The organism is Janthinobacterium sp. EB271-G4-3-2 (assembly GCF_020858035.1).
GTDB lineage: Bacteria > Pseudomonadota > Gammaproteobacteria > Burkholderiales > Burkholderiaceae_D > Janthinobacterium > Janthinobacterium aestuarii.
In genome coordinates this window covers 157,915-181,239 of sequence record NZ_JACYMG010000013.1, presented here as the reverse complement: position 1 = coordinate 181,239, position 23,325 = coordinate 157,915, and the positions used below count along the sequence as shown (strand labels likewise).

At 65.7% G+C, this 23,325-nt stretch carries 20 protein-coding genes and 1 pseudogene; 8 read left to right on the top strand and 13 right to left on the bottom strand.

Annotation, left to right across the window (positions count from 1 at the left end):
- Nucleotides 1–71 precede the first annotated feature (71 nt).
- The 3 genes from aceE to IGS55_RS23665 all read left to right on the top strand — a co-directional run bounded on the left by aceE (nt 72) and on the right by IGS55_RS23665 (nt 5,199).
- Nucleotides 72–2,738, top strand: a complete 2,667-nt coding sequence (aceE, locus tag IGS55_RS23675; protein ID WP_230517753.1) for a pyruvate dehydrogenase (acetyl-transferring), homodimeric type — start codon at nt 72–74, stop codon at nt 2,736–2,738.
- 20 nt (nt 2,739–2,758) lie between these two features.
- Entirely contained in the window at nt 2,759–3,379 is a 621-nt protein-coding gene (gene gstA / locus IGS55_RS23670) for a glutathione transferase GstA (RefSeq protein ID WP_230517754.1), read from the top strand.
- A gap of 230 nt (nt 3,380–3,609) precedes the next feature.
- Nucleotides 3,610–5,199: an aspartate:alanine exchanger family transporter gene (locus IGS55_RS23665; RefSeq protein WP_230517755.1), complete on the top strand. Its 1,590-nt coding sequence runs from the start codon at nt 3,610–3,612 to the stop codon at nt 5,197–5,199.
- A 154-nt stretch (nt 5,200–5,353) separates the two neighbouring features.
- On the opposite strand, the pseudogene IGS55_RS23660 reads toward IGS55_RS23665, so the two are convergent.
- Nucleotides 5,354–5,521, bottom strand: a pseudogene (locus IGS55_RS23660) (glutathione S-transferase family protein); the annotation flags it as partial.
- Between the two features lie 88 nt (nt 5,522–5,609).
- Nucleotides 5,610–6,362: an SDR family oxidoreductase gene (locus tag IGS55_RS23655; protein WP_230517756.1), complete on the bottom strand. Its 753-nt coding sequence runs from the start codon at nt 6,360–6,362 to the stop codon at nt 5,610–5,612.
- Between the two features lie 124 nt (nt 6,363–6,486).
- On the opposite strand from IGS55_RS23655, the gene IGS55_RS23650 reads away from it, so the two are divergent.
- From IGS55_RS23650 to IGS55_RS23630, 5 genes are all read left to right on the top strand, one after another.
- Complete coding sequence (locus IGS55_RS23650) at nt 6,487–7,410, top strand: LysR family transcriptional regulator (RefSeq protein WP_230517757.1); 924 nt, start codon at nt 6,487–6,489, stop codon at nt 7,408–7,410.
- A gap of 177 nt (nt 7,411–7,587) precedes the next feature.
- Nucleotides 7,588–8,778 (top strand): acyl-CoA dehydrogenase family protein, encoded by a 1,191-nt coding sequence (locus IGS55_RS23645; protein WP_230517758.1) that lies wholly within the window; start codon nt 7,588–7,590, stop codon nt 8,776–8,778.
- 16 nt (nt 8,779–8,794) lie between these two features.
- The gene (locus IGS55_RS23640) at nt 8,795–9,940 is read left to right on the top strand and encodes an acyl-CoA dehydrogenase family protein (protein ID WP_230517759.1); all 1,146 of its coding nucleotides are present in this window, start codon (nt 8,795–8,797) and stop codon (nt 9,938–9,940) included.
- Nucleotides 9,937–10,425 (top strand): MaoC family dehydratase, encoded by a 489-nt coding sequence (locus IGS55_RS23635; protein ID WP_230517760.1) that lies wholly within the window; start codon nt 9,937–9,939, stop codon nt 10,423–10,425. Before IGS55_RS23640 ends, IGS55_RS23635 begins: the two co-directional genes overlap by 4 nt.
- Entirely contained in the window at nt 10,418–10,873 is a 456-nt protein-coding gene (locus IGS55_RS23630) for a MaoC family dehydratase (RefSeq protein ID WP_230517762.1), read from the top strand. The genes IGS55_RS23635 and IGS55_RS23630 overlap by 8 nt, the downstream gene beginning before the upstream one ends.
- Before the next feature lie 84 nt (nt 10,874–10,957).
- On the opposite strand, the gene IGS55_RS23625 is transcribed toward IGS55_RS23630, so the two are convergent.
- The 11 genes from IGS55_RS23625 to IGS55_RS23575 all read right to left on the bottom strand — a co-directional run bounded on the left by IGS55_RS23625 (nt 10,958) and on the right by IGS55_RS23575 (nt 23,313).
- Nucleotides 10,958–11,881 (bottom strand): diguanylate cyclase domain-containing protein, encoded by a 924-nt coding sequence (locus tag IGS55_RS23625; RefSeq protein WP_230517763.1) that lies wholly within the window; start codon nt 11,879–11,881, stop codon nt 10,958–10,960.
- On the bottom strand, nt 11,878–16,359 hold the full coding sequence (locus tag IGS55_RS23620; RefSeq protein ID WP_230517765.1) for a PAS domain-containing protein: 4,482 nt from the start codon (nt 16,357–16,359) through the stop codon (nt 11,878–11,880). Before IGS55_RS23620 ends, IGS55_RS23625 begins: the two co-directional genes overlap by 4 nt.
- 232 nt (nt 16,360–16,591) lie before the next feature.
- A complete protein-coding gene (locus IGS55_RS23615) occupies nt 16,592–16,954 on the bottom strand; it encodes a YgiW/YdeI family stress tolerance OB fold protein (protein WP_128142801.1) in 363 nt (120 codons plus the stop codon).
- 27 nt (nt 16,955–16,981) lie between these two features.
- The gene (locus IGS55_RS23610) at nt 16,982–17,554 is read right to left on the bottom strand and encodes a prepilin-type N-terminal cleavage/methylation domain-containing protein (RefSeq protein ID WP_230517766.1); all 573 of its coding nucleotides are present in this window, start codon (nt 17,552–17,554) and stop codon (nt 16,982–16,984) included.
- A 101-nt stretch (nt 17,555–17,655) separates the two neighbouring features.
- Nucleotides 17,656–18,375, bottom strand: coding sequence for a hypothetical protein (locus IGS55_RS23605; RefSeq protein ID WP_230517767.1), 720 nt, complete (start codon nt 18,373–18,375; stop codon nt 17,656–17,658).
- Nucleotides 18,375–19,148 (bottom strand): ABC transporter permease, encoded by a 774-nt coding sequence (locus tag IGS55_RS23600; RefSeq protein WP_230517768.1) that lies wholly within the window; start codon nt 19,146–19,148, stop codon nt 18,375–18,377. Before IGS55_RS23600 ends, IGS55_RS23605 begins: the two co-directional genes overlap by 1 nt.
- Nucleotides 19,148–19,858 (bottom strand): type II secretion system protein, encoded by a 711-nt coding sequence (locus IGS55_RS23595; RefSeq protein WP_230517769.1) that lies wholly within the window; start codon nt 19,856–19,858, stop codon nt 19,148–19,150. Before IGS55_RS23595 ends, IGS55_RS23600 begins: the two co-directional genes overlap by 1 nt.
- On the bottom strand, nt 19,855–20,589 hold the full coding sequence (locus IGS55_RS23590; RefSeq protein ID WP_230517770.1) for a hypothetical protein: 735 nt from the start codon (nt 20,587–20,589) through the stop codon (nt 19,855–19,857). Before IGS55_RS23590 ends, IGS55_RS23595 begins: the two co-directional genes overlap by 4 nt.
- Nucleotides 20,586–21,047 (bottom strand): hypothetical protein, encoded by a 462-nt coding sequence (locus IGS55_RS23585; RefSeq protein WP_230517771.1) that lies wholly within the window; start codon nt 21,045–21,047, stop codon nt 20,586–20,588. The genes IGS55_RS23590 and IGS55_RS23585 overlap by 4 nt, the downstream gene beginning before the upstream one ends.
- Nucleotides 21,044–21,748, bottom strand: coding sequence for a hypothetical protein (locus IGS55_RS23580; RefSeq protein WP_230517772.1), 705 nt, complete (start codon nt 21,746–21,748; stop codon nt 21,044–21,046). The genes IGS55_RS23585 and IGS55_RS23580 overlap by 4 nt, the downstream gene beginning before the upstream one ends.
- The gene (locus IGS55_RS23575) at nt 21,745–23,313 is read right to left on the bottom strand and encodes a hypothetical protein (RefSeq protein ID WP_230517773.1); all 1,569 of its coding nucleotides are present in this window, start codon (nt 23,311–23,313) and stop codon (nt 21,745–21,747) included. The genes IGS55_RS23580 and IGS55_RS23575 overlap by 4 nt, the downstream gene beginning before the upstream one ends.
- Nucleotides 23,314–23,325: the final 12 nt, after the last annotated feature.

Here is a 23,325-nt window from a genome sequence, read left to right as displayed (position 1 = left end):
GTAACGATTGCAAATGCAATGATTGCATAGGCAATTATTTGCCTATTGAATTTCCAACTCAGGAGACCGCCATGATCACATCCCTCGCTGTGCCCGATATCGACCCGCAGGAAACCAAAGAATGGCTGGAGGCGATGCAGGCCGTCGTCGCGGTGGAAGGACGCCCGCGCGCCCATTATTTGCTTGACCAGCTCGTTGATTCCGATTCCGCGCAGCACGGCGGCATGCACGGCCGCGTCACCACCGCCTACACCAACAGCATCGCCACGGCGCGCCAGCCCGCTTATCCGGGCGACCTGGCCATCGAGCGCCGTCTGAATGCCTACATCCGCTGGAACGCGATGGTGATGGTGTTGCGCGCGGCCAAGCACTCGAACGTGGGCGGCCACATCGCCACCTACCAGTCGGCGGCCGTGCTGTACGACGTGGGCTTCAGCCATTTCTTCCGTGGCCATACGGACCAGTTCGCCGGCGACCTGGTCTACATCCAGGGCCATTCCGCGCCCGGCATCTATGGCCGCGCCTATCTGGAAGGGCGTATCACGGAAGCGCAGCTGGACAACTACCGCCGCGAAGCGGGGCGCGAGGGCCTGTCCTCGTATCCGCATCCCCGGCTGATGCCCGACTTCTGGCAATTTCCCACCGTCTCCATGGGCCTGGGCCCGCTGACGGCCGCCTACCAGGCCCGCTTCATGCGCTACCTCGAGTACCGTGGCTTGAAGGAACACCAGGGCCGCAAGGTGTGGGCCTTCCTCGGCGATGGCGAGATGGACCAGCCCGAATCCCTGGCCGCCATTTCCCTGGGCGGACGCGAGCGCCTCGATAACCTGATCTTTGTCGTCAACTGCAACCTGCAGCGCCTGGACGGTCCCGTGCGCGGCAACAGCAAGGTCATCCAGGAACTGGAGGGCACGTTCCGCGCGGCCGGCTGGCATGTGATCAAGGTCATCTGGGGCAGCGGCTGGGATGGCTTGCTGGCGCGCGATACGAGCGGCTTGTTGCGCCAGCGCATGATGGAATGTGTGGACGGCGATTACCAGACCTTCAAGTCGCAGAATGGCGCTTACGTGCGCGAGCATTTCTTTGGCAAGTATCCGGAATTGCTGGCGCTGGTGGCGCACATGTCGGACGACGACATCTGGAAGCTGACGCGCGGCGGCCACGACCCGGAAAAAGTTCACGCCGCGTATGCCGAGGCCATGCGCACGCCGGGTCGTCCCACCGTGATCCTGGCCAAGACCGTCAAGGGTTTCGGCATGGGCGAGGCGGGCGAAGGGCAGAACATCAACCATCAGCTGAAAAAGATGAGCGCCGACGCCGTGCGCGCGTTCCGCGACCGCTTCGCGCTGCCCGTCAGCGATGCCCAGCTGGAAGAGATGCCCTACCTGAAGCCGGCGCCGGACAGCGAGGAAGCGCGTTACTTTGCCGCGCGCCGGGCGCAGCTGGGCGGCCATATTCCGGCCCGCATCAGCAAGGTGGCGCCCTTGCCAATCCCGCCGCTGTCCGCGTTCGCCACCCAGCTCAACGATAGCGGCGAGCGGGGCGCGTCCACCACCATGGCCTTCGTGCGCATCCTCGGTACCTTGCTGAAAGATCCCGCCCTGGGCAAGATCATCGTGCCCATCGTGCCGGACGAGTCGCGCACGTTCGGCATGGAAGGCCTGTTCCGCCAGATCGGCATCCATTCCTACCTGGGCCAGCTGTACACGCCGCAAGACGCGGGGCAGCTCAGCTATTACAAGGAAGCCAAGGATGGGCAGATCTTGCAGGAGGGCATCAACGAATCGGGCGCCATTTCTTCCTGGATCGCCGCCGGCACGTCGTACAGCAACCATGGCCTGGCCACCATTCCGTTCTACATCTTCTATTCGATGTTCGGCTTGCAGCGCGTGGGCGACCTGGCTTGGGCGGCGGCCGATGCCCGCACGCGCGGCTTTTTGCTGGGCGCCACCTCGGGCCGCACGACACTGATGGGGGAAGGCCTGCAGCACGACGATGGCCACAGCCACGTGCTGTCGTCCGTGATTCCCAACTGCATCTCGTACGACCCCACGTTCGCGTATGAGCTGGCCGTGATCATTCACGACGGCATGCGCCGCATGTTTGCCGAGCAAGAGGATATTTTCTATTACATCACCTTGCTCAACGAAAACTATCCACACCCGGCCATGCCGGCAGGAGCCGAGGCGGGCATCCTGCAGGGCCTGTATCTGCTGCAGGAAAGCCCGGAAGTGGCGGCCCCGCGCGTGCAGCTGATGGGCAGCGGTTCCATCCTGCGCGAGGTGCTGGCCGCCAGCGTGCTGTTGCGGCAGGATTTCGGCGTGGCGGCCGACGTGTGGAGCGCCACCAGCCTGACGCAAGTGCGGCGCGATGGCCTGGCCGTTGAGCGCTGGAACATGCTGCATCCTGACAGCGAACCGCGCGTGCCGTATATCGAGCAATGCCTGGCCGGCCGGCAAGGCCCCGTGGTGGTGGCCACCGACTACATGAAGATCGTCGGCGACCAGGTACGCCCGTTTGTGCACGACCGGCGCTTCGTCACCCTGGGCACGGATGGCTTCGGCCGCTCCGATACGCGCGAATCCTTGCGCACTTTCTTTGAGGTGGACCGCCACTTCATCGTGCTGGCCGCGCTGACGGCGCTGGCCGATGGGGGCCAGCTGCCGCGCAGCAAGATTGGCGAAGCCATCGCCAAATACGGCATCGACGTGGAAAAACTGGATCCCGCGTCCGTGTAACTTTTTTCAAGGAGGGCATCATGAAACTGTATTACGCAACGGGCACGTGTTCTTTGTCGCCGCACATCGTGGCCATCGAGGCGGGCATCGCGCTGGAACTGGAACGTGTCGATATCCGCAAGATCCCGCGCATCACGGAAACGGGCGCCGATTATGCGCGCATCAATCCGAATCTGTACGTGCCGGCGCTGGCGCTGGACGACGGTACGATCTTGCTGGAGGGCACGGCGATCGTGCAGTACCTGGCCGACCTGGCGCCGACCAGCGGCCTGGCGCCGCCGGCAGGCACCATGGCGCGCGTGCAGCTGCAATCGTGGCTGGGTTTCATCGCCACCGAGCTGCACAAGGTGTTCAGCCCCTGGCTGTTCCATCCGGAATACGGCGCGCAGGCGCAGGACGTGGCCCGCTCGCGCCTGGCCGCACGCCTCGATTATGTGGAGCGGCAATTGGCGGCCGGCGGGCCGTATCTGCTGGGAGAGCGCTATTCCATTGCGGATGCCTATCTGTACACCATCCTCGGCTGGTCTGCGCACACGCAGGTGGATTTGTCGGCCTTCCCGCAAGTGAGGCGTTTGATCGAGCGCGTCGGCGAGCGTCCCGCCGTACGCCAGGCGTTGCGCGAGGAGGAGGGCAGATATTGATAAAACATATTTCTATCATCACAACATGCAATTGGATAGCTATGCTGCGATGCGGCATCATGCACCTGTCTCCTCTACTTCCTCACAGGAATTAGATTCAGCCCGCTCCCGCAGCGGGCTTTTTTTTGCCCGTTTTTATGGCATAAAGCTGCGCACGCTTGCTTGTCATCATCGCCATCGTGTTGCTTTTGTGCATGCTAAACTGGGTCATCCCCAGACCAAGGTTCCTGATGCTTCAATTATTTCGCCACACGCTGGAGTCCACGCCGATCCTTGCCCTGTTCCTCGTCATCGGCGCCGGTTATGCGCTGGGACGCATCAGCGTGTTCGGCTTTTCGCTGGGCGTGGGCGGCGTGCTGTTCGCGGGGCTGGCGCTGGGCGCCTTTGCTCCCGGTTCCGTGCCGCCGCCCATGGTCGGCTCCATCGGCTTGCTGCTGTTCCTGTATGGCATCGGCGTGCAGTACGGCGTACAGTTTTTCGCCGGCTTGCGTGGCGCAGGGCAGAAACACAATCTGATCGCCTTTGCCGCCGTCATGGGTGGCCTGGCCGTATCGATCTGGGGCGGGCAGTGGATCGATATCTCGCTGCGCATGGCCAGCGGCGTGTTTGCCGGCGCCATGACCAGCACGGCCGCCTTGCAGGCGGCGCTGGAAGCGTCGCACGGCAATGGCGACGCGGCCGTCGGCTATGCCGTCGCGTATCCGTTCGGCGTCGTCGGCCCCATGCTGGGCCTGTACCTGGCCGGGCGCATACTAAAACCCGTGCTGACGCCGCCGCCGGCGCCCATCGTCGTATCCGAAATTACCATCGATGCAGCCAAACTGGCGGGCGCGGCCCTGTCCGAACTGGCAGATGGCCCGCTGGCTGGCGTGCAAGTGATCGGCGTGCGCCAGGGCCACCAGAACCGCTTGCCCGATCCTGGCCTCGTGCTTGGCGTGGGCGACGCGCTGATGGTGTCGGGCACGGTGGCGGGTGTGGAAGCGGCGCGCACGGCGCTGGGCCATTTGGACCCGGGCCGGCTGATAAAGGACCGCAGCGACTTCGACGGCACGGAAGTGTTCGTGTCGGACGCGGAAATCGTCGGCGTGCCGCTGGGCGAACTGAATCTGGCGAAGGATTTCCCGCTGCAGATCGCGTTCATCCGCCGCGGCGACGCCATGATCCTGCCCCATCCCTTCCTGACCCTGGAATTTGGCGACCGGGTGATGGCCATTGCGCCAGCGAAACATGCGGCCGACGTGCGCAAGCTGTTCGGCAATTCCATTACGGCCACGGCCGAGTTCAGCTATGTCTCGCTGGGCATGGGTATGGTGCTGGGCGTGCTGCTGGGCCTGGTGCCGATACCGTTGCCGTGGATAGGCTCGTTCAGCCTGGGCCTGGCCGGCGGTCCGCTGGTGATGGCGCTGATACTGGGACGCCTGGGCAGGGTCGGCAAGATCAGCTGGCGCTTGCCGCTGTCGGCCAACCTGGTCATGCGCAACTATGGCTTGACGATTTTCCTCGCCTCCGTCGGCATGGCGTCGGGCTTGCCCTTCGTGCAGCAGGTGGGCGCCGACGGCTTGCCCATGCTGGCGCTCGGCGCCGTGACGGTGCTGGTGGTGGTCGCTCTTGTCGTCATCCTCGGCAAAGTCTTCCTGCGCCTGCCGTTTCCCGAATTGCTCGGTATCGCGGCCGGCGCCACGGGCAACCCGGCCGTGCTGGTGTTCGCCAACCGCCTGGCCAAGTCGGACCGGCCGAACCTCGGTTATGCGATGATTTTCCCCAGCATGACCATCGTCAAGATCGTGGCCGTGCAGGTGCTGCTGCATTTGTATGGCTGATGTATGGCTGATTGCGGCTGATTGGTTCATCAAGTCGGGCGGCAACAATCATGTTGTGGCTTGCCTGACATCCGTCAGGCTGGCCGTGGAAGCCAGATTGCTATCCGTGCGAGGCCGTCAAACACCGGGTGGCCTGACGCCCGTTGTCGTGTACAAGCTGGAGCAGCGGCACTTTGCCCAGCGGGGACATGGCGAGGAACCACTCCGGCTTGTCGCGAAGGTCAACATCGATACGCTCGAAAGCGATCCCTTTTTCGTGCAATACGATGGCGACCCGCTGAACGTAAGGGCATAGAGGGTGGCTGACAACTGTCAATCGCATTTCTGGCATTTGCATACTCTCCTTGAAAATGAAGCCCGCTCGCGCATTCGGAGCGGGCGCATCCGTATAGTTCGGCCGTTGTGTGACGTCAGCCGTTAAGCGTACGGCCCCCGTCGACGATGATTTCGGAGCCGACGGTCCAGCGCGACTCGTCGGAAGCGAGGTACAGCACCGCCTTGGCCACTTCCTCCGGCGTGCCGAAGCGGCCGAACGGAATCGTTGCGGTAATGTCCTTGTTGAGCTGATCGCGGTAGGCATCCGGGATGCCGAGCTTGTCGTACAGCGGCGTTTCGACGGGACCGGGACTGACGGCGTTGACGCGAACGCCGCGGGCCAGCAGTTCGCCCGATAGCGTTTTCGACAAGTTCAGGAATGCGGCCTTGGTTGCGGCATATACCGATGAATGCGCCGAGCCGACGTGCGCGCTGACCGATGTGTTGAGCACCACCGATGCGGGGTTCGCGAACACTGGCAGCAGCGCCTGGATCAGGAAATAGGGTCCCTTGACGTTGATGTCGAACGAACGGTCGAACATTTCCTCCGTCCACGCTTCGATCGGCTTCCAGACGGATACGCCAGCGTTGAGAAAGGCGATATCGAGCTGGCCGTAGTGCGCCTGGACGGCGCGCGCCAACTCCTGTTGGGCGGCGACACTGGCGGAATCGGCGCGCAGCACGAGAACCTCGGCGCCAAGTTCTTTCCTGGCCTTCTCGATGGATTCCGGATTGACGCCGGTGACGATGACGCGGGCGCCTTCGGCGAGGAACTGCCTGGCTGTTTCGAGGCCGATACCGCTGGTGCCGCCGGTGATCAGCGTGCGTTTTCCTTGTAAACGGGACATAAAATTCTCCTGTAGGTGATTCATGGTCAACCAGCATTGGCTGACCTGCCGTGGGAAGAACTATGCGCTCATGCTTGAAATTCGATAAGATCGTATCTTTGCATATGATTCATGCTCGAGTTGCATGAATTGGAAGGGGATTACTTTGGACCGGTTTCTTTTGATGACATGTTTCGCGCGCGCGGTGGAGACGGGGAGCTTCTCCGCTGCCGGCCGCGACCTGGGCCTGGGGCAGCCGAACGTCAGCCGTCATGTGGCGGCGTTGGAACAGCATCTGCAGACGCGATTGCTGCACCGCTCAACGCGCAAACTTGCCCTCACACCGGAAGGGGAGCGCTACTATGCGGAAGTGCGGCGCATCCTGGACGCCGTCGACGAGTCGGAATCGTCCTTCAGGGAGAACGTCGATCCGTCCGGATTGCTGCGCGTGGCATGCCCGACGGCGCTGGCACATGCATTCGTGTTGCCGCAGGTCCCCGCCTTCCTGGAACGCTATCCTGGCTTGGCGCTCGATCTCCAGATCAATGATCGCTATGTGGGCCTCGTCGATGAAGGGGCGGAACTGGCAATCCGGATCGGCCACCTGGAAGACAGCGCACTGCGCGCGCGGCGCATCGGACTGTTCGAGCGGGTGTTCGTTGCCAGCAAGGGCTATCTCGCCAAACGCGGCGTCCCGGTCACGCCCGATGATCTGCGCGGCCACGATTGCGTGATCTATACCCTGCTGTCGTCGGGTGCCACATGGCGCTTCCGGGATACGGAAGTGGCCGTATCCGGCAGGCTGCGGGTCAACTCGCCAGAGGCCGTGCGCGAACTGGTCAATGCGGGACTAGGGATCGGACATGGGCCGGAGTGGCTTTTCGAGGAAGGACTCAAGAATGGCAATTTGCAGTTGCTGTTGACGGGGCACACCGCCCCTCCGGTCCCGGTGCAAATCGTCTATGTCGCAAACAGGCTGCTTGCGACGCGCGCCGTCGTATTCATGGATTTCATCGCTGAAGCGTTTTCGAAGGTTCCGGCACTGAACACCCCACTGCGCAGCCGGTAGCCGCCTGCGGCGGCTGGCCAATTCCAGTCAAATTCTTTTCTCCGCGCCAGCCTTGGTAAAACCCCTGGCGCCGCTCCCAATCTGTTGTACAATCCTTGAGAACGGTCGTGCTTTTTTGTGCGCTGAGCTTCCTTGCGTGCAGTCATCACGGCAACCGACAAGAACAAGGAGACAGACATGGACCTGCATTACACGGCCGAGGAGAGCGCTTTCCGCGACACGCTGCGCGCCTTCCTCGACACCCATCTGCCGGCGGATTTGCAGCGCAAGGTGCGCCAGCATCTGCGCCTGAACCGCGACGATTACGTGCGCTGGCACAAGATCGTCGCGCAGCAGGGCTGGGCCGCGCCGGCCTGGCCCGTCGAATATGGCGGCACGGGCTGGACGTCCGTGCAGCGCCACATCTGGGAAGACGAGTGCGCGCGCGCCGCCACGCCGCCGATCCTGCCGTTCGGCGTCAACATGGTGGCGCCCGTCATCATGGCTTTCGCCAACGCCGAACAAAAAGCATACTACTTGCCGCGCATTTTGAATTGCGACGACTGGTGGTGCCAGGGTTACTCCGAGCCGGGCGCCGGTTCCGACCTTGCCTCGCTGAAAACCACGGCCGAGCGCGACGGCGACCATTACATCGTCAATGGCCAGAAAACCTGGACGACCCTGGGCCAGCACGCGGACATGATCTTTTGCCTGGTACGCACGGACAGCACGGTGCGCAAGCAGGAAGGCATCAGTTTCTTGCTGATCGACATGAAAACGCCGGGCATCACCGTGCGCCCCATCATCATGCTCGATGAAGAACACGAAGTGAACGAAGTCTTCTTCGACAATGTGCGCGTGCCCGTCAGCAACCTGGTGGGCCAGGAAAACAAGGGCTGGACCTACGCCAAGTATTTGCTGGGGCACGAGCGCACGGGCATCGCCGCCGTGGGCCGCTCGAAGCGCGAGCTGACTTTCCTCAAGCAGCTGGCCATGCAGCAGAGCAAGCGCGGCGCGCCGCTGCTGCACGATCCCGCCTTTGCGGCCAAGGTGGCCCATCTGGAAATCGAATTGATGGCGCTGGAAATGACGGTCTTGCGCGTCATCAGCGACGAAGGCAAGGGGCCGGGACCGCAGGCGTCGATGCTGAAGGTGCGCGGTTCGGAACTGCAGCAGCAACTGACGGAACTGATGGTCGAAGCCATCGGCCCGCAAGCCTTGCCGTTCGACCCTGACTTCCTCGACGGCAGCGCGCCGCACAGCGCTGGCGGCGACGACCTGGCCGCGCCGCTGGCCGCGTACTACTTCAATTACCGCAAGACATCGATCTATGGCGGCTCGAATGAAATCCAGAAAAACATCATCACGCAGATGATCCTGGGCCTGTAAGCCAGAAGGAGACGACATGGACTTCCATTTTAATCAGGAACAGCAGCAATTCGCCGACGCGCTCAGGCGCTGGGTCGACAAGGATTATCCGTTTAAAACGCGGCAAAAGATCATCCATTCCGCCACCGGCACGTCCGATGCAGCCTGGGCCACCCTGGCCGAGCTGGGCATGACGGCCTTGCCGCTGCCGGCCGGCGCGGGCGGCTTCGACGGCACGGCCGTCGACATGCTGCTGGTGATGCAGGAACTGGGCCGCGGCCTGGTGGTCGAGCCCTACCTGGCCACCGTGCTGGGCGCGCGCTTTTTGACCCTGGCCGGTGGCCACGATGCTGTGCTGGAACAGGTCGCCAGCGGCAGCCTGAAACTGGCTTGCGCACTGGGCGAACGGCAGTCGCGCCACGATATGCATGATATCGCCACCACGGCCACCGCCAGCGGCGACGGTTTCGTGCTCGACGGCGAGAAAAGCGTCGTCATCCATGGCGCCCAGGCCGGCGCGCTGATCGTCTCGGCGCGCAGCTGCGGTAGCCAGAGCGATACGGACGGCATTTCGCTGTTCTTCGTGCCTGTCGACGCGCCCGGCGTTTCCGTGCGCGACTACCGCACCATCGACGGCCAGCGCGCCGCCACGGTCACCCTCGTGCAAGTGGTGCTGGGGCAAGACGCCCTCATCGGCCAGGCGGGGCAGGGCTGGCCCGTGCTCGACGCGGCAGTGGATTACGGCGCCGCCTTGCTGTGCGCGGAAGCCGTGGGCGCCATGGACGCCATCTTTGCCGCCACGCTCGAATATTTAAAAACGCGCCAGCAGTTCGGCGCGCCGATCGGCAAGTTCCAGGCCTTGCAGCACCGCATGGCCGACATGTTCATCCATCTGGAGCAGGCGCGCTCGATGGCCATGCTGGCTGCCGCCAAGGCCGACAGCGACGATGCGGTTGAACGCCGCCGCACGGTCTCGGCCGCCAAGGCGAGGGTGGGACTGGCCGCCACTTTTGTCGGCCAGCAAGCCGTGCAATTGCATGGCGGCATGGGCGTCACGGACGAATTGCCCGCCGCCCACCATTTCAAGCGCCTCTCCATGATCGCCCTGACCCTGGGCGACGTGGAGCACCATATCGAGCGCTTTATCGCCCAGCCGGGCTTTTTGCCGACGGAGACCGCATGACCGCATCGCCTGCCATCACCCCGAAACACTGGTATTTCGAAGACTTTACGCAAGGCCTGGAAATCGACCTGGGCCAGCGCCATGTGACGGAAAGGGAAATCATCGCCTTTGCCACGGATTTCGACCCGCAGCCATTTCACGTCGACCATGACGCCGCCGAAAAGACCATCTTCAAGGGCGTCATCGCCAGCGGCTGGCATACGTGCGGCATGATGATGCGCCTGGTGGTGGATAACCTGCTCAAGCATTCGTCCAGCATGGGCTCGCCCGGCCTGGACAGCATCCGCTGGCTCAAGCCCGTGCGCGCGGGCGATACCTTGCAGCTGACTTACCAGGTCAAGGAAGTGCGCCCATCGAGCAGCAAGCCGGACCGCGGCATCGTCATTTCCGTGTGGAGCGTGCGCAACCAGCATGGCGAAGTGGTGACCACCGTCGAAGGCATGGGCATGTTCGGCCGCCGTCCGGCCGGAGAGCACCATGCGTGATATCGCCGGCATCGCCGGTTTTCAGGCCTTGGCGGGGCAGCACGTGGCCGTCTCCGACTGGCTCACCATCACCCAGCGGCGCATCGACACCTTTGCCGACGCCACGGACGACCATCAGTGGATCCACGTCGATACGGAACGTTGCGCACGCGAGTCGCCGTACGGCTGCACCGTGGCGCACGGTTTCCTGACCTTGTCGCTGCTGCCCGCCATGTTGCAGGGAGCATTGCACATGGCAGGCATTCGCATGGCCATCAACTACGGCTTGAATAAGGTGCGCTTTCCCGCGCCCGTGCCCGTGGGCAGCCGCCTGCGCGCGCGGCTCGACATCCTTTCCGTCGACGACTTGCCGGAAGGGGCGCAAGTGAACTGGGCCGTCACCATGGAGCGCGAAGGCGACACGAAACCCGTGTGCGTGGCGGAATTCCTGATGCGCTGCTATCCCTGAGCGGCAAACTGAGCCCATCGTAGGTCGGCGTAGGTCGGCTTGGCCCGCAGGGCGTAAGCCGACGCAGGTGCGCGCGCCCCTTCTTTACTCCCCCTCCGACGCGCAATATCTGTCCCGCCCCGTATGCTTGGCGCGGTACAGCAGGGCGTCGGCGGCGCGGATCAGGGCGCTGGGGTCCATGCCTTCCGTGGGCATGACGCTGGCCACGCCCAGACTGACGGTGACGTGCGGGCCGGCGCTCGACCTGGCGTGGGGAATTTCCAGCGCGCGCACTTCCTCGAGGATGCGCTGGGCCACCACTTCGGCGCCGTCGCGTGTTTCCTGCGGCAGCAGGATGATGAATTCCTCGCCGCCGTAGCGCGCCAGCAGGTCGGGCGGGCGCACGGCGCAGCGGCGCAGGGCGGCGCTTACCTGCTGCAGGCACAGGTCGCCCGCCTGGTGGCCATACGTGTCGTTGTAATCCTTGAAGTGGTCGATATCGGCCATGATGAGGGCCATCGGCATGCCGTCGCGCGCGCAGCGCCGCCATTCGCTGTCCATCGTGTCGTTGAAGCTGCGCCGGTTGGCCACGCCCGTCAGCGAGTCCGTCAGCGACAGTTCGCGCATGGCGTCGGCCTGCCGCTTGATGGTCAGCTGGCTGCGCACGCGGGCCCGCACGACGGCCGCGTTGAACGGTTTGGTGATGAAATCGACGGCGCCCGCTTCCAGCGCCCGCGTTTCGTCTTCGGGCTGGTTCAGGGCAGTGACGAAGATGACGGGAATGGCGCTGAGGATGGCCGACTCGCGCAGCGCATTGCAGACGGCATAGCCATCCATGCCGGGCATGACGGCGTCGAGCAGGATCAGGTCCGGCAGTTGATTGTGCGCGATTTCCAGCGCCTTCTCGCCGCTCAGGGCGAACAGCACGTCGTGTTCCTCGCGCAGCAGCTGGTGCAGGATCTGGATGTTTTCCATGGCGTCATCGACGATGAGGATGCGCCCGTTCATGGCAAGGTTGGTCCAGCTCACTTGTTTTCCTCTCGTTTCAGCTGATCGAGCACGAGTTTTTCCGCTGCGGAAAAATTCAGCGTTTCAATCGCGTTGGCCAGCGCCAGGGCCGTTTCCCGGTCCGACTGTTGCAGGGCGGGGTGCAGGACGTGGAACTGGGCCAGTGCCTTCAGGTTATTGTTGCGGATCAGCACGAGCAGCTCGGCCAGGCCGGCGCGCAGGTCGACCGGTGCGCCGCCGGGCGTGGCCTGGGCCTGCTGCCCGCGCCGCGGTGGCGAGGGCAGGGTGCGCGCCGCATCGATGACTTCGGCCATCGCCAGTTCCAGCTGTTCCAGCAGGGCGGCCGTAGCGTGCGATCGCCCTGTTTTCAGCGTTTTCTCCGTCTCGGCGGCCAAGCTGGCGACATGGGCCGCGCCCAGGTTGGCCGCCACGCCGCAGACGCGGTGCAGCAGTTGCGCCGCCTGCGGCGTCTGGCCATCGGCCAGCAGGCGCCGGGTTTCCTCGACGGCGTCGCCCTGCGAATTTTCAAAGCGCTTGAGCAGCGCCAGGAAGGCGCCGTAATCGCCGCCGAAGCGGTGCAGGGCGGCAGCCAGGTCGATGCCGGCTATCGAGGCCGGCATTTCCAGCACCTCAGTGGCGGTGCCGCCTGGCTGCGCGGCACCGCCGCCGCCACTGTGGGGCGCCGGCACCAGGCGGGTCAGGGTCTCGATCATGTCGTCGACGTCGATGGGCTTGGCCACGTGCGCATTCATGCCGCTGGAAATCGCGCGCAGGCGGTCCTCGTCCATGGCATTGGCCGTCATGGCGACGATGGGCAAGTCCGGCAAGCCCAGCGCGCGGATGGCCAGGGTGGCGTCGTAGCCATTCATGACGGGCATCTGCAAATCCATCAGCACCACGTCCCACGCTTGCGGGCTGTGCGCCAGCATGTCGACGGCCAGCCTGCCGTTGGTGGCCACGGCCACGTGCGCGCCCGAATGCAGCAGGATGTACTGCGCCACTTCCTGGTTGATTTCATTGTCCTCCACCAGCAAAACGCGCATGCCTTCCAGCAAGCCCGACAGGGGCGTGGACACGGGCAGCATGGATGGCGCGCTGCGGCCATTGCGTCCATCCCGCACGGCGGTGACGGCCGCCAGCAGGCGCGCCGGGGTGGCCGGTTTCGAGACGATGCCGGCCAGCATCAGGCTGTCGGCCAGGCGTTCGAGGTTTTCGCTATCCTGGTCGGCCACCAGCATGATCACGGGCGGCAGCACCAGGTGTTCGTCGGTGCGTGCCTCGGTGATCATGGAAATGCCATCCATGCCCGGCATGGCCGCGTCCAGCAGCACGAGATCGGCCGCCGGTTCGCCGCTGGCCTGGGCACGCAGCAGGGCCAGGCCGGCCACGCCGCTGTCGGCGCTGCGGCTGCGCCAGCCCTGTGCCGCGCACCAGTCTTCCAGCATGGCGCGCACGCTGGCGTTGTCGTCGATGATCAGCAGCGACAGCGCCCTGGACGCGCCCTTGCCGCGCGGCTCGGGCGGCGGCGCCACCTTGTCGAAGCGGCAGCTGAAGCGGAAGTCGGAACCCTGGCCCAGCGTGCTTTTCACGCTGAGTTGGCCACCCATCAATTCCACCATGCGCCGGCAGATGGCCAGCCCCAGTCCCGTGCCGCCGTATTTGCGGCTGGTGCCGCTGTCGCCCTGGGAAAACGCGTCGAAGATGTGTTCCTGCTCGGCCGCGCCGATGCCGATGCCCGTGTCGCGCACGGAAAACTCGAGCGTGGCGCTGGCAGCATCCTCGGCCGCCATGGTGATGGCCAGCACCACTTCGCCATGCGAAGTGAACTTGACGGCGTTGCCCATCAGGTTGATCAGGATCTGTTCCACGCGCAGGGCGTCGCCGATCAGTTCGTCCGGCACGCCGGGGTCGAGCACGAACACGGGCTCCACGCCGCGCGCCCAGGCGCTGCTGGCCAGCAGCACGCCGACGCTGCCCAGCATGCGTTCGAGCTGGAAGCGGCGCTGTTCCAGCACCATTTGTCCCGCCTCGATCTTGGAAAAATCGAGCACGTCGTTGACGATATGCAGCAGCGACTGCGTGGCCATCTGGATCTTGCCCACATAGCTGCGCTCGCGCCGTTCCAGCGGCGACTCTTCCAGCAGGCGCGCCAGGCCGATGATGGCGTTCATCGGCGTGCGGATTTCATGGCTCATGTTGGCGACGAATTCGCTCTTCGCCGTGCTGGCCGCCTCGGCCTTGTCGCGCGCGCGCACCATTTGCTCGTTCAGTTCTTGCAGGCGCAATTCCGTGCGCTTGAGTTCGGACACGTCCGAGGCCAGCACGAAGAAGCCGCGCACGCCGCCGCCGTCGTCGAGGTCGGGAATGTAATTGGTCCACGTATGGCACACTTTGCCCGTGGGGTCGGGCAGGTCGCGCTCGAAGCTTTGCGGCCGGCCCGCCAGCACGCCCTCGACGTGGGGTGCGTACACGTCGAACAGTTCCTGTCCCAGCAATTCGCTCATGTGGATGCCGGCCAGCTCGGCGCTGCTGCGGCCAAACCATTCATTGTAGAAATTATTGGCGAAGCGGCAACGCAGATCGGCGCCCCAGTACGACACCATGCCGGGCAGGTTGTCCGTGACGGTGCGGATGAAGCGCTCGCTCTGTTCCAGGCGCAAGGTGGTGGCGTGCAGCACCTCGGTGGCGCGCTTGCGTTCCGTGATGTCGATCGATACCCCCAGCACATGGCTGGCGCGCCCCGCGTCGTCGCGCAACACCACCTTGCGCGTGGTGAAGTGGCGCGTCGTGCCGTCGGCCGTGTTGATCGCCTCCTGTTCGATTTCCACCATCTGCCCCGTGGCCAGCAGCTTGCGATCGGCGCTGACGAAGGCGGACGCCTGCTGCGGCGGGAAGAAATCATGGTCGGTCTTGCCCAGCAATTGCTCGCGCGAGCGTCCCAGGGTCAGTTCCGCGTGGCGGTTGATCATTTCAAAGCTCAGCTTGTCGGCGCGCTTGACGAAGACCATGGCCGGAATGTTTTCGATGATGGTGCCGAACAGGTGTTTCGAACGGCGGAACTCCGCTTCGCTGCGCTTGCGCTCGCTAATGTCCAGCCACAGGCCCGATACGCCCAGCAATTGCTGCTCTGGGCCGAAGATCGGGTGAAACGAGACGATCCAGTGACTCGGATGCTCGCGCTGCCGCCCGCCATGGCCTTGCAATTCGAGGTCGACGATGGGCGTTCCCGTATCCAGCACCTGGCGCACGCAGCGTTCGACCTGCACGCGCACGGCGTCGTCGAACTGCATGGCGCCCACGGGCTGGCCCAGATGCTGCGCCACGCTGGCCCCGCTGATGGCGGCCAGGTAGTGGTTGATCATGACGATGCGCAAGTCCAGGCCCACGAACAGCATGCCGATGGGCGCCGTCGCGTACACGGTTTCCAGCAGGCACGTGGATTTTTCCAAGGCCAGCGTGCGTTCGGCCACCAGGCTTTCGAGCTGCGTGCGGTGGCGCCGCAAGTCGCGTTCCAGCGCGCCCAGGGCGCCTGCCATGTCGGCCGATTCGCGGTCCGTGTGGCGGTGCGAGAGCAAGGGCTTGCCCTGCGCCAGCGCGTGGATCTGCTGTGTCAGCTCCTGCAGGGTGCGGGCCAGGCGGCCGCCCACGCGCCAGGCCAGGGCAAAGCCGGCACCGAGCAGCAGGGCCAGGATCAGGGAACCGGTGACCACCGAGCCCAGCAGGGCTTCGGCCACCGTGCTGGTGCGCATGGTGACGGCCACCGTCCAGGCGTCGTCCGGCGCGCGGCGAAAGCCCGTATACACGTCGAGGCCTTCCAGGGTGGCATGGCGCAGCACGCCTTCGCGCGCCTGGCGTATCTGCTCGAGCAGGGGCGCCGCGGTGCGCCGGCCCACATAGCGCTGCGGCGCCAGGGTGCGCGCCACATTGATGCCATCGGCATTGACGATGGCCGCGCCCAGGTAGGTGGGCAGGTGCAGCTCGCGCAGCAGCAGGGGCAGGTAGTCGGACGGATACAGCGCCGTCAGCACATAGGCGGCACCCTTGTCACGTGGTAATGGTTGGTTCAGGGCCAGCCGCGGCACCTCGTCCGGCGCGATGAGCAAACTGGTCAGCCGTGGCTTGCCGGAGTCGCGCGTGCGCTCCATGCTGGCGGCCCATTTCTGCGGCAAGGGGGGCGGCGCCTGGCTGGCGGGCAGGGCTGTATTGACCAGCTGGCGTCCCTTGGTGTCGGAGATGATGAAGGCGCTGACGGCCAGGCCTGGCTGCAGCAGGCTGCCGGCCAGGGCGCGCAGGGCGCCGATGTCGTCGGCTTGCAGGGCGGGCGAGGCGGCCAGGATGCGCGCGGCCATCTGCGCGCCGCTCAAGTCGCGTTCGACGGCGGCCGTGACGGCGCGCGCCGCCTGCGCCGTTTCGCTGACGACATGGTCGCGTTCGCGCGTGTAGCTTTGCGCCACGAGCAGGAGAAACACGAGGGCCGTCGGAATGACCCAGGCAAGCACCAGCCATGAAATTCTTGAGCGTATCGAAGGCAAATCTTGCACCCGGAAAGCTCCCAGAATGGATGAGTCGACAGGCAGGCTCACGCTGGCGCTGGCTGACCTTGAATGAAAAGATGCTAGACGAAATTGATTGTTCTGACAAGCCTAGTTTCTGGAATGGAAAAAAGGTTGCGCAAGGCATACAGAAGAGGGGGACGCCCATCCCGCCATGGCGGCGGGATGGCAAGGCGGCTTACGGGACGACGGTCAGCACGTCGACATCGATTTCCGGGCTTTCCATGAAATCTTTTTCCACTTCGCCACGGATTTCCACGCGGGTCTTGGCGTCGATCTTGCGGTTCATGAAGACCTTGTCGTCGATGTCCACGCGGATTTCCGCCGTGCCGTCGGAAAACGTATATTTCTCGTTGCCCACTTTGCGCAGCAGGTTGCCACGCAGCACGACGGCCTGGTCGTCGACGGGATTTTTCAGGATGGCGGCCACATTGGCGGGCGCGGCCGGGCCGGTCGTCGGTCCCACGTATTGGGCTTGCGCGCTGCCGGCCAGCGCGGCGCAGGCGGCCAGGGAGACGATGAGTGTGCGGTGCAGTGACATGGTATTCCTTCGATAGTGACTGGTGGCTCAGAAAAATACGGCGGTGCGGGGAATGATAGCACCGGCATTGCCATAGGGCATGTTCGCCCGGACGCCGCCCGTGCTGGCCACGCCATCGTCGAGTTTGCTGTCGATCTGCTCGGCGTAGCTTTCGGGCAGGTTGTCGAAACGGATGCCGTTGCCGGCCCGGCCGCCCACTTCGTCGTTGTACAGGTAGACGGCACCGCCCTGGGCGCTGGTCATGAATTGCGAGGTGCCGTTGAACGAGCCGGTGATGAAGCCGCCCAGCGCAAGGTGCTGCGGCGCCAGGGTGAATTCGCGCGGCTGGCCGTCGCCGATCTGGCCATCGCCATTGCCGTTGCCGGCCGAATTGGGCACGTGCACGGTGCCCTGGATATCGTCGCCGGGCAGGGCGCGGAACTTGTCCTGGTAGGCGTTGACGGCGGCCGTCAGCGCATTCGACTGCTGGATGATGTTTTTCACCTTGGCGCTGTCGATCAAGCCTTGTCCCTTGAGCACGCCGCCGAGCAGCAAGCCGATGATGACCAGGACGATGGCGATTTCTACGAGCGTAAAGCCGTGCTGGCGGCGTGGGAGCATGGGATTTCCTTGGAAAAAAGTGCTGGTGCTTGGTATGGCAGCTTCAGGATCGCAGTTTACTGCAAATGGTGCCGCGCGCGCAGGGCATTTCGGACGGTGGCTCATGGCGCCGCCTTTTTCTTTTGGGCCAGTTCGTCGAGCTTGCGCGCGAGGAAAGCGAGCTCGTGCGGGTCGCTGATCTGGCCGCTGGCGATCAGCCCGCCGATCACCAGGCGGGCGCCGTCGAGCTGGTCCATGTCTTCCAGGATGAACGCTTCCATCTCGCGTACCCACGGCGGCACGTGCGGCCCAGTCGCCAGCTGGCGCAGAGCGCGGGCATAGCCGAGCGCCAGCGGCAGGTCGTGCAGCTGGTGCTTCGCCACCAGCACCGCCTGCGCCATGGCGGGCCAGCGCTGCTGCGGGTCGGCAGCGAAGCTGGCGGCGACAAAGGCCAGCATGCGCCGCGCGCGCTGTGGATCTGCCACGCCCGCGTACACTTCGCCGGCCGCCACCAGCGCGTAGCGGCTGCGCGGATCGAGCGTTTGCGCTGTTTCCAGCCAGCCGGCCAGGCGGTCATAGTCGAGTTCGCGCCACGGCAGGCTGACGCCGGGCTGGTCCTCGAACGACTGCAGGTACAGCAGCATGGCCTTCGACATGGCCAGCGGTTCGCCCAGGCTGGCCAGGCGCGCCACGCCAGCCGGCGGCGCGGCGGGCAGGGGCCGCGCCTGTGCCGGTGAGTGCTGCTGCGCCAGGCGCCAGCCCAGCTGCAGCAGCAGGCAGGCCGCCAGCAGCCAGCACAGGGGGCGCGGCACGCTGCTCCAGGGACGCTGGGCGGCGGCCATCAAATGTTCCTGCGGTAAAAATCGCACAGCGCGCAACTGGCCAGCAAGGCCACATAGATGGCCGTTTGCGCCGCCACGCCGGCCAGGGCTTGCCAGTCGCCGGTCGCGTACAGCAGCCACTCCGTGCGCGTAAAGGCGTCGAGGCGGGGCAGCAGCAGGGCCAGCACGTCGATGGCGCCGGCCGTGGCCCGCTGCGGCCATGACTCGCCCGCCTGGGGGCCGTGCGCCAGCAGTTGCAGGCTGCCCAGCATGCGCGCCAGTACATAGAAGCCGCCGGTGGCGGCCAGCGCCGGCAGGGCCTGCTGCAGGCTGGCCGCGCACAGCAGGCTGAAGGCGGCGACGATCCACAGTTCGCCCAGCAGGGACAGGGCCCACAGCGCGCTTTGCGCGGGCGCGGCGAACAGCGCCATCAACAGGCCGAACAGCACGGCGGGCACGGCCGCCAGCGTCCCGTAGCCCAGCAGTTTGCCCAGCAGGTAGGCCGCGCGCGGCATGGGCAGAGCCAGCAGCAATTCGAGGCCCCGGTCGGCCGCTTCGCGCGCCATGCTGGTGATGATGAACGTGGCCAGCAGGAAGACGCTGGCCAGGCGCAAGGCGGCGGCCAGCAGGGACGCCTGCACGGCGCCGCTTTCCGTCAGCGCCAGTTGCTGCAGGAAGCCGGCCAGGCCGGCGCAAGCGCAGGCCACCAGCACGAACAGCCACGGCAGGCGGCTGCGCAGCGCTTCGAGCAGCGTGTAGCGGGCGATGGTGAGGGCGGGCCGGAGCATGGGCATCAGCGGGGCAGTCTTTGCGCCGCCACCATGCGGTTGAACAGGATGTTGGGCGACAGCCAGACGATGATATCGTCGAACTCGCCGCCGGGCTGCTGCGGGCCGCTGGCGGCGCGGCTGATGACGGTGGTGGCGTTCGATGCATTGTTGCGCTCGTCGACATTGTTGCCGAAAGGCACAGCCTGGCGCTGGCCCTGCACGCCTGTGGCGCCGAAGCCGTTTTTCCCATGCGACATGATCATGGCGGGGATGTCCCGCAAGGCCGTCGCCTGCAGCAGCGCGCCGCCGTTGCGCGTGACGATGCTGATGTCGCGCGGCGTGCCCAGGTCGAACTGCTGCTCGCTGTCGCTGAAGGCCGGCGTGACGCTGTAGCGGAACAGATTGTTCCAGCTGTCGCCCGGAAGCAGCCCCAGGGTGGCCCAGGGCAGGAAACCGGCGCGTTTTTCGCCCGTGCAGCGCGCGCCGCGCCGGTCTTCCAGGCCGCTCGTGGCGGAAATGGCGGGACACGGCAGATAGCCGTAGCGCAGCGCGTAGCCCGTCAGCGCTTCCTTCGCCTCATTGAGCGCCTGCTGCGTCTCGGCCACCTTGCGCTGTTCCAGTTGCACCGTCAACGGCGTGACCAGGCCGCCTATCATCAGGCCGACGATGACGAGCACGATGGCGATCTCGATCAGGGAAAAGCCGCCCTGGCGGCGTGGATGGAGGGCGCTCATGGCAGGTTGCGCGCGGCGCGCATGCGTTGGTACAGGGCAGGCAAGGTAATCCAGGTGAGCATGTCGTCAAAGGCGCCGCCGGGCAGCGTGGCAAGGTCGGTGGCGGGGCGGGTGATGAAGCTGCGGCTGGCGCTGTCGTTGGCCGCTTCATCGATATTGCCGCGCGCCATATTGATCTGCGGCACGCCGCTGGCGGCCGTGCCATAGTGATCCTTGCCTTGCGAGAACAGCACGACGGGCAGGCATTGGGCGCTGACGTCGCACTGCTCCTGTCCCGCCACGAAGGAGATGGCGCCGCGGCCGTCGCGCGTGACAACGACTCTGTTGGCGACGGCGGAAAACGAGACGATGGGCGCGCGCGCCATTTCCGGCGTGACGCTGTAGCGCAGCAGCTTGCCCCAGGCATCAAGGCCATCCACGCCCAGCGCCACCCACGGCAAAAAGCCGCTGCATTCGGCGTCGTTGGCGCAGTCGGCGGCCCGTTCGCGCCCGTCGAGGGCGGAGGCGGCCGGACGGGGCAGGCGGCCATTGGTCGCCGCAAAGCCCAGCAAGGCGTCGCGCGCCTGCGCCAGGGTGGCCAGGGTGCGCTGCTGGCGTTCGGCTTCGCCCGTGTTGCGCCCGAAGGCGCTGATCAGCAGGCTGGCCGTGCCCAGGCCCAGCACGGCCACCAGCAGCAACAGGGCGGCGCCGCGCTGGCGACGAAGTTGGCGATGCGGTTGGCGAGGCGTCATGGCGGCGCCTCGGTGACCGTGCCGCTGGCCGGATCGTAGCGCTGGCCGGGTTTGAGCAGCAGCACCTGGCCGTTCGACAGGCGCAAGGTCAGGGTGCCGGGCGTGCCCGACTTGTCGCGCGCGAGATGGTTGTGCGGCTCGTTCTGCGCTTCCTGGTTCAGCCAGACGGTGGTGCGGCCGCTGCTGCGCTGTACCACGCCATTCAATTCCACCGGTGGGGCGGGCGGCGGTGGCGGCGGCGGGGACGGGGGGGGCGCCAGGGCCGGATCGGGCGCCGGCGGGCCGTAGCGCTGCGCGTCGAGCTGGGCGCGCTGCTCGGGCGACAGGAACAACCGCCCCAGCTGCGGTGGCTGCGCCTGCGCCGTGAGCGCGGCGCCAGCCAGCAGCACGCTGAGGACGAGGGCGCGCAGGAGGAGGGGGCGCAGGACGAGGGGGCGCAGGACGAGGGGGCGCTTCATGGCCGCCCCGGCACGGGCGTGCTGCCCAGGGTCAGCCACAGCAGCTCGCATTCGGCGCCCAGGGCGGGCGCCATGGCGCCCGTAGCGATTGCGTTGCCTGTGCCTGGACTCGCGCCGGCCGCGGCATGCCGCTTGAGCGTGCAATCCTGCACGGCGAAATAGCCGGCCTGGCGCAAATCGTCCAGCAGGTTCAGCAAATCCATCTCGTGCAGCAAATCCATCTGCAGGCGCATGCGGCTGCCGCGCAGCTGATATTGTCCCATCACCATGGGCAATGGCACTTGCAGCCCTTGCTGCGGGCTGATGTCATAGCTGATCGGCAGCAGTTTGCGCTGTTCCTGGCTGCGGCGGATGGCGTCGATCCAGGCGAGGCGGTTTTCCTCGCCGATCAGGCCGCGCTGGCGCAAGGCGAGGAATCGCGGTTCGTAGGCGCGGATTTCCTGCTTCTCCGCCTCCACGTGGTTGAACAGCATGGCGGCCGCCGAACGCGTGCGCTGGGCCAGGTCCAGTTGCTGCGCCTCGCGCTCGCGGTAGGCGATGCTCAGGCTCAGCAGCACCAGGCCGGCCAGCATGGTCAGGGTAAAGCACAGCAAGGCGCGGCGTATCAGGTGCAGTTCGCCCAGCCAGGCGGGCAGGGCGCGCGCGGGCGTGCCGGTCCGTTGCATGCCGGGCAGGGGCGGCTGTTTGACGGGGCCGCTCATGGCTGCCACGCAAGCAAGAGGGTGAAGCGGGCCTGGCTGGCTGGCGCCGGCACGGCGCTCTTGCCGGACAGGGCCGCGCTGGGGCGCAGGTCGAGCGGCGTTTCCTCGATCGTCACCTGCAAGCCCGGCTGGCGCGCCAGGGTTTGCGCGAAGGCCGTGATGGCGGCCAGGGCCGCGCGGTAATCGTTGTTCGGCATGGCCACGTCCGCTTCCAGGCGCAGCGCCTGCGGCGGCGCGACGGGAATGCCGGCCATGGCGCTGCCGGTCGGCCCGCCCGTACCTTGCTGCTGCTGTTGCGGCGGCTGATTGCCGGCCGCGCGTGCGGGCGCCTGGCCCGCATGCCAGTGCAGCTGGCCGAGCGCCACCTGCGGCGCCTGGTCCAGCGCGGCGCTCAGCATGCCCAGCAGCCGGCCCGGCTCCGGCGCCTGGCTGGCGATCATGTGACCGAGGGTCACGGCCACTTTCATGTTCTGCGTCTTGGCCGGCGCCGGCGGCTGGGTCGACATGACGCTGCGGTAACGCTCCTGATAGGTCGCCGTTTCCTGCGCCAGGCGTTTGATGGCGGCCCCGTCGGCTATGCCGCCAAGCAAGTTAATCGCGCACCACAGGGCTGCCGACGCGCCGATCAGCGTGCTGGCGCCATACAGCGTCTTGCGCGCGCGCTGGAAGTGGTAATAGCGGGCCAGCGCGCCTGGCGGATAGTGGCTGGGCGGCGGATGCTTGCCCAGCAAGGTCAGCAGCAATTCATCGGCCAGCGCCGGCGTCCGGCGCAAGCCCACCCGTTCGCCGGCCAGCTGCAGGTCGATGAAGTGATACGCCACTTCGACGCCGTTATCGCACAGCAGTTCGAGCTTGGAGATCTGCGCGGCCGGCGCCAGGATGACGGTATTCAAGACGTCGCCGCGCGCCAGCATGCGCGTGCTGGTAAGAAATTGCCGCGTCTTTTCCGTTTCCAGCGCAATATTCACGGCCACGCCATCGAGCGCGATGGTGGCCGTCTGGCGCGAAAAGCGCAGCTGGCCCTTTTCATAGTAACTTTGCCGCAAGCCGCCCGACTGCTGCGTCACGAGCAGCAAGTGTTCATGCGCGATCGACAGTTTTTTGACCAGCGCGATACTGAGCAGGCTGGTCGAATAAATGCCGGCCACGGGCACGCGCAAGTGCTCGAGCGCCTCCGTCCACGGCTGCAGCAAGGATGGGTTGGTCAGCGCGAAGAACAGCACCTGGTCGTCGTGGCGGCCCGTGCTTTCACGGCCCAGCAAGGTGCTGCCCCGGTACGGCGTGTCGCGGTGCAATTGCTGCTTGCGCCGCTCCAGCAAGGCACGGCCCGCCTTGCCGCGCACGTGGGGCAGCAGCTGGCGCTGGAAATCTTCCTCGATCAAGTCCGTCAGCAGGTAGGCGGGCACGTCGAGGCGGTGCGCCTGCGGGTCTTCCAGCCACGCGGCGAAACCGTCCAGCCCGGCCGCGCTGGCGGGAAAGGCCTGGCCCGGGCCCAGCACGCCATGGTCCCAGTCGTAGGCGCACAGGGCGTCGCTGGTGATGTAGAGTAATTGTTTGCGGAACACGGCGGTCTCAGG

Coding starts and splice junctions, on each gene's coding strand:
- IGS55_RS23615 (WP_128142801.1), bottom strand. CDS start 16,954: ATGTCACTGCACCGCACACTCATCGTCTCCCTGGCCGCCTGCGCCGCG.
- IGS55_RS23640 (WP_230517759.1), top strand. CDS start 8,795: ATGGACTTCCATTTTAATCAGGAACAGCAGCAATTCGCCGACGCGCTC.
- IGS55_RS23580 (WP_230517772.1), bottom strand. CDS start 21,748: ATGAGCGGCCCCGTCAAACAGCCGCCCCTGCCCGGCATGCAACGGACC.
- aceE (WP_230517753.1), top strand. CDS start 72: ATGATCACATCCCTCGCTGTGCCCGATATCGACCCGCAGGAAACCAAA.
- IGS55_RS23585 (WP_230517771.1), bottom strand. CDS start 21,047: ATGAAGCGCCCCCTCGTCCTGCGCCCCCTCGTCCTGCGCCCCCTCCTC.
- IGS55_RS23655 (WP_230517756.1), bottom strand. CDS start 6,362: ATGTCCCGTTTACAAGGAAAACGCACGCTGATCACCGGCGGCACCAGC.
- IGS55_RS23595 (WP_230517769.1), bottom strand. CDS start 19,858: ATGAGCGCCCTCCATCCACGCCGCCAGGGCGGCTTTTCCCTGATCGAG.
- IGS55_RS23635 (WP_230517760.1), top strand. CDS start 9,937: ATGACCGCATCGCCTGCCATCACCCCGAAACACTGGTATTTCGAAGAC.
- IGS55_RS23605 (WP_230517767.1), bottom strand. CDS start 18,375: ATGGCCGCCGCCCAGCGTCCCTGGAGCAGCGTGCCGCGCCCCCTGTGC.
- IGS55_RS23600 (WP_230517768.1), bottom strand. CDS start 19,148: ATGCCCATGCTCCGGCCCGCCCTCACCATCGCCCGCTACACGCTGCTC.
- gstA (WP_230517754.1), top strand. CDS start 2,759: ATGAAACTGTATTACGCAACGGGCACGTGTTCTTTGTCGCCGCACATC.
- IGS55_RS23650 (WP_230517757.1), top strand. CDS start 6,487: ATGAATTGGAAGGGGATTACTTTGGACCGGTTTCTTTTGATGACATGT.
- IGS55_RS23630 (WP_230517762.1), top strand. CDS start 10,418: ATGCGTGATATCGCCGGCATCGCCGGTTTTCAGGCCTTGGCGGGGCAG.
- IGS55_RS23665 (WP_230517755.1), top strand. CDS start 3,610: ATGCTTCAATTATTTCGCCACACGCTGGAGTCCACGCCGATCCTTGCC.
- IGS55_RS23610 (WP_230517766.1), bottom strand. CDS start 17,554: ATGCTCCCACGCCGCCAGCACGGCTTTACGCTCGTAGAAATCGCCATC.
- IGS55_RS23645 (WP_230517758.1), top strand. CDS start 7,588: ATGGACCTGCATTACACGGCCGAGGAGAGCGCTTTCCGCGACACGCTG.
- IGS55_RS23590 (WP_230517770.1), bottom strand. CDS start 20,589: ATGACGCCTCGCCAACCGCATCGCCAACTTCGTCGCCAGCGCGGCGCC.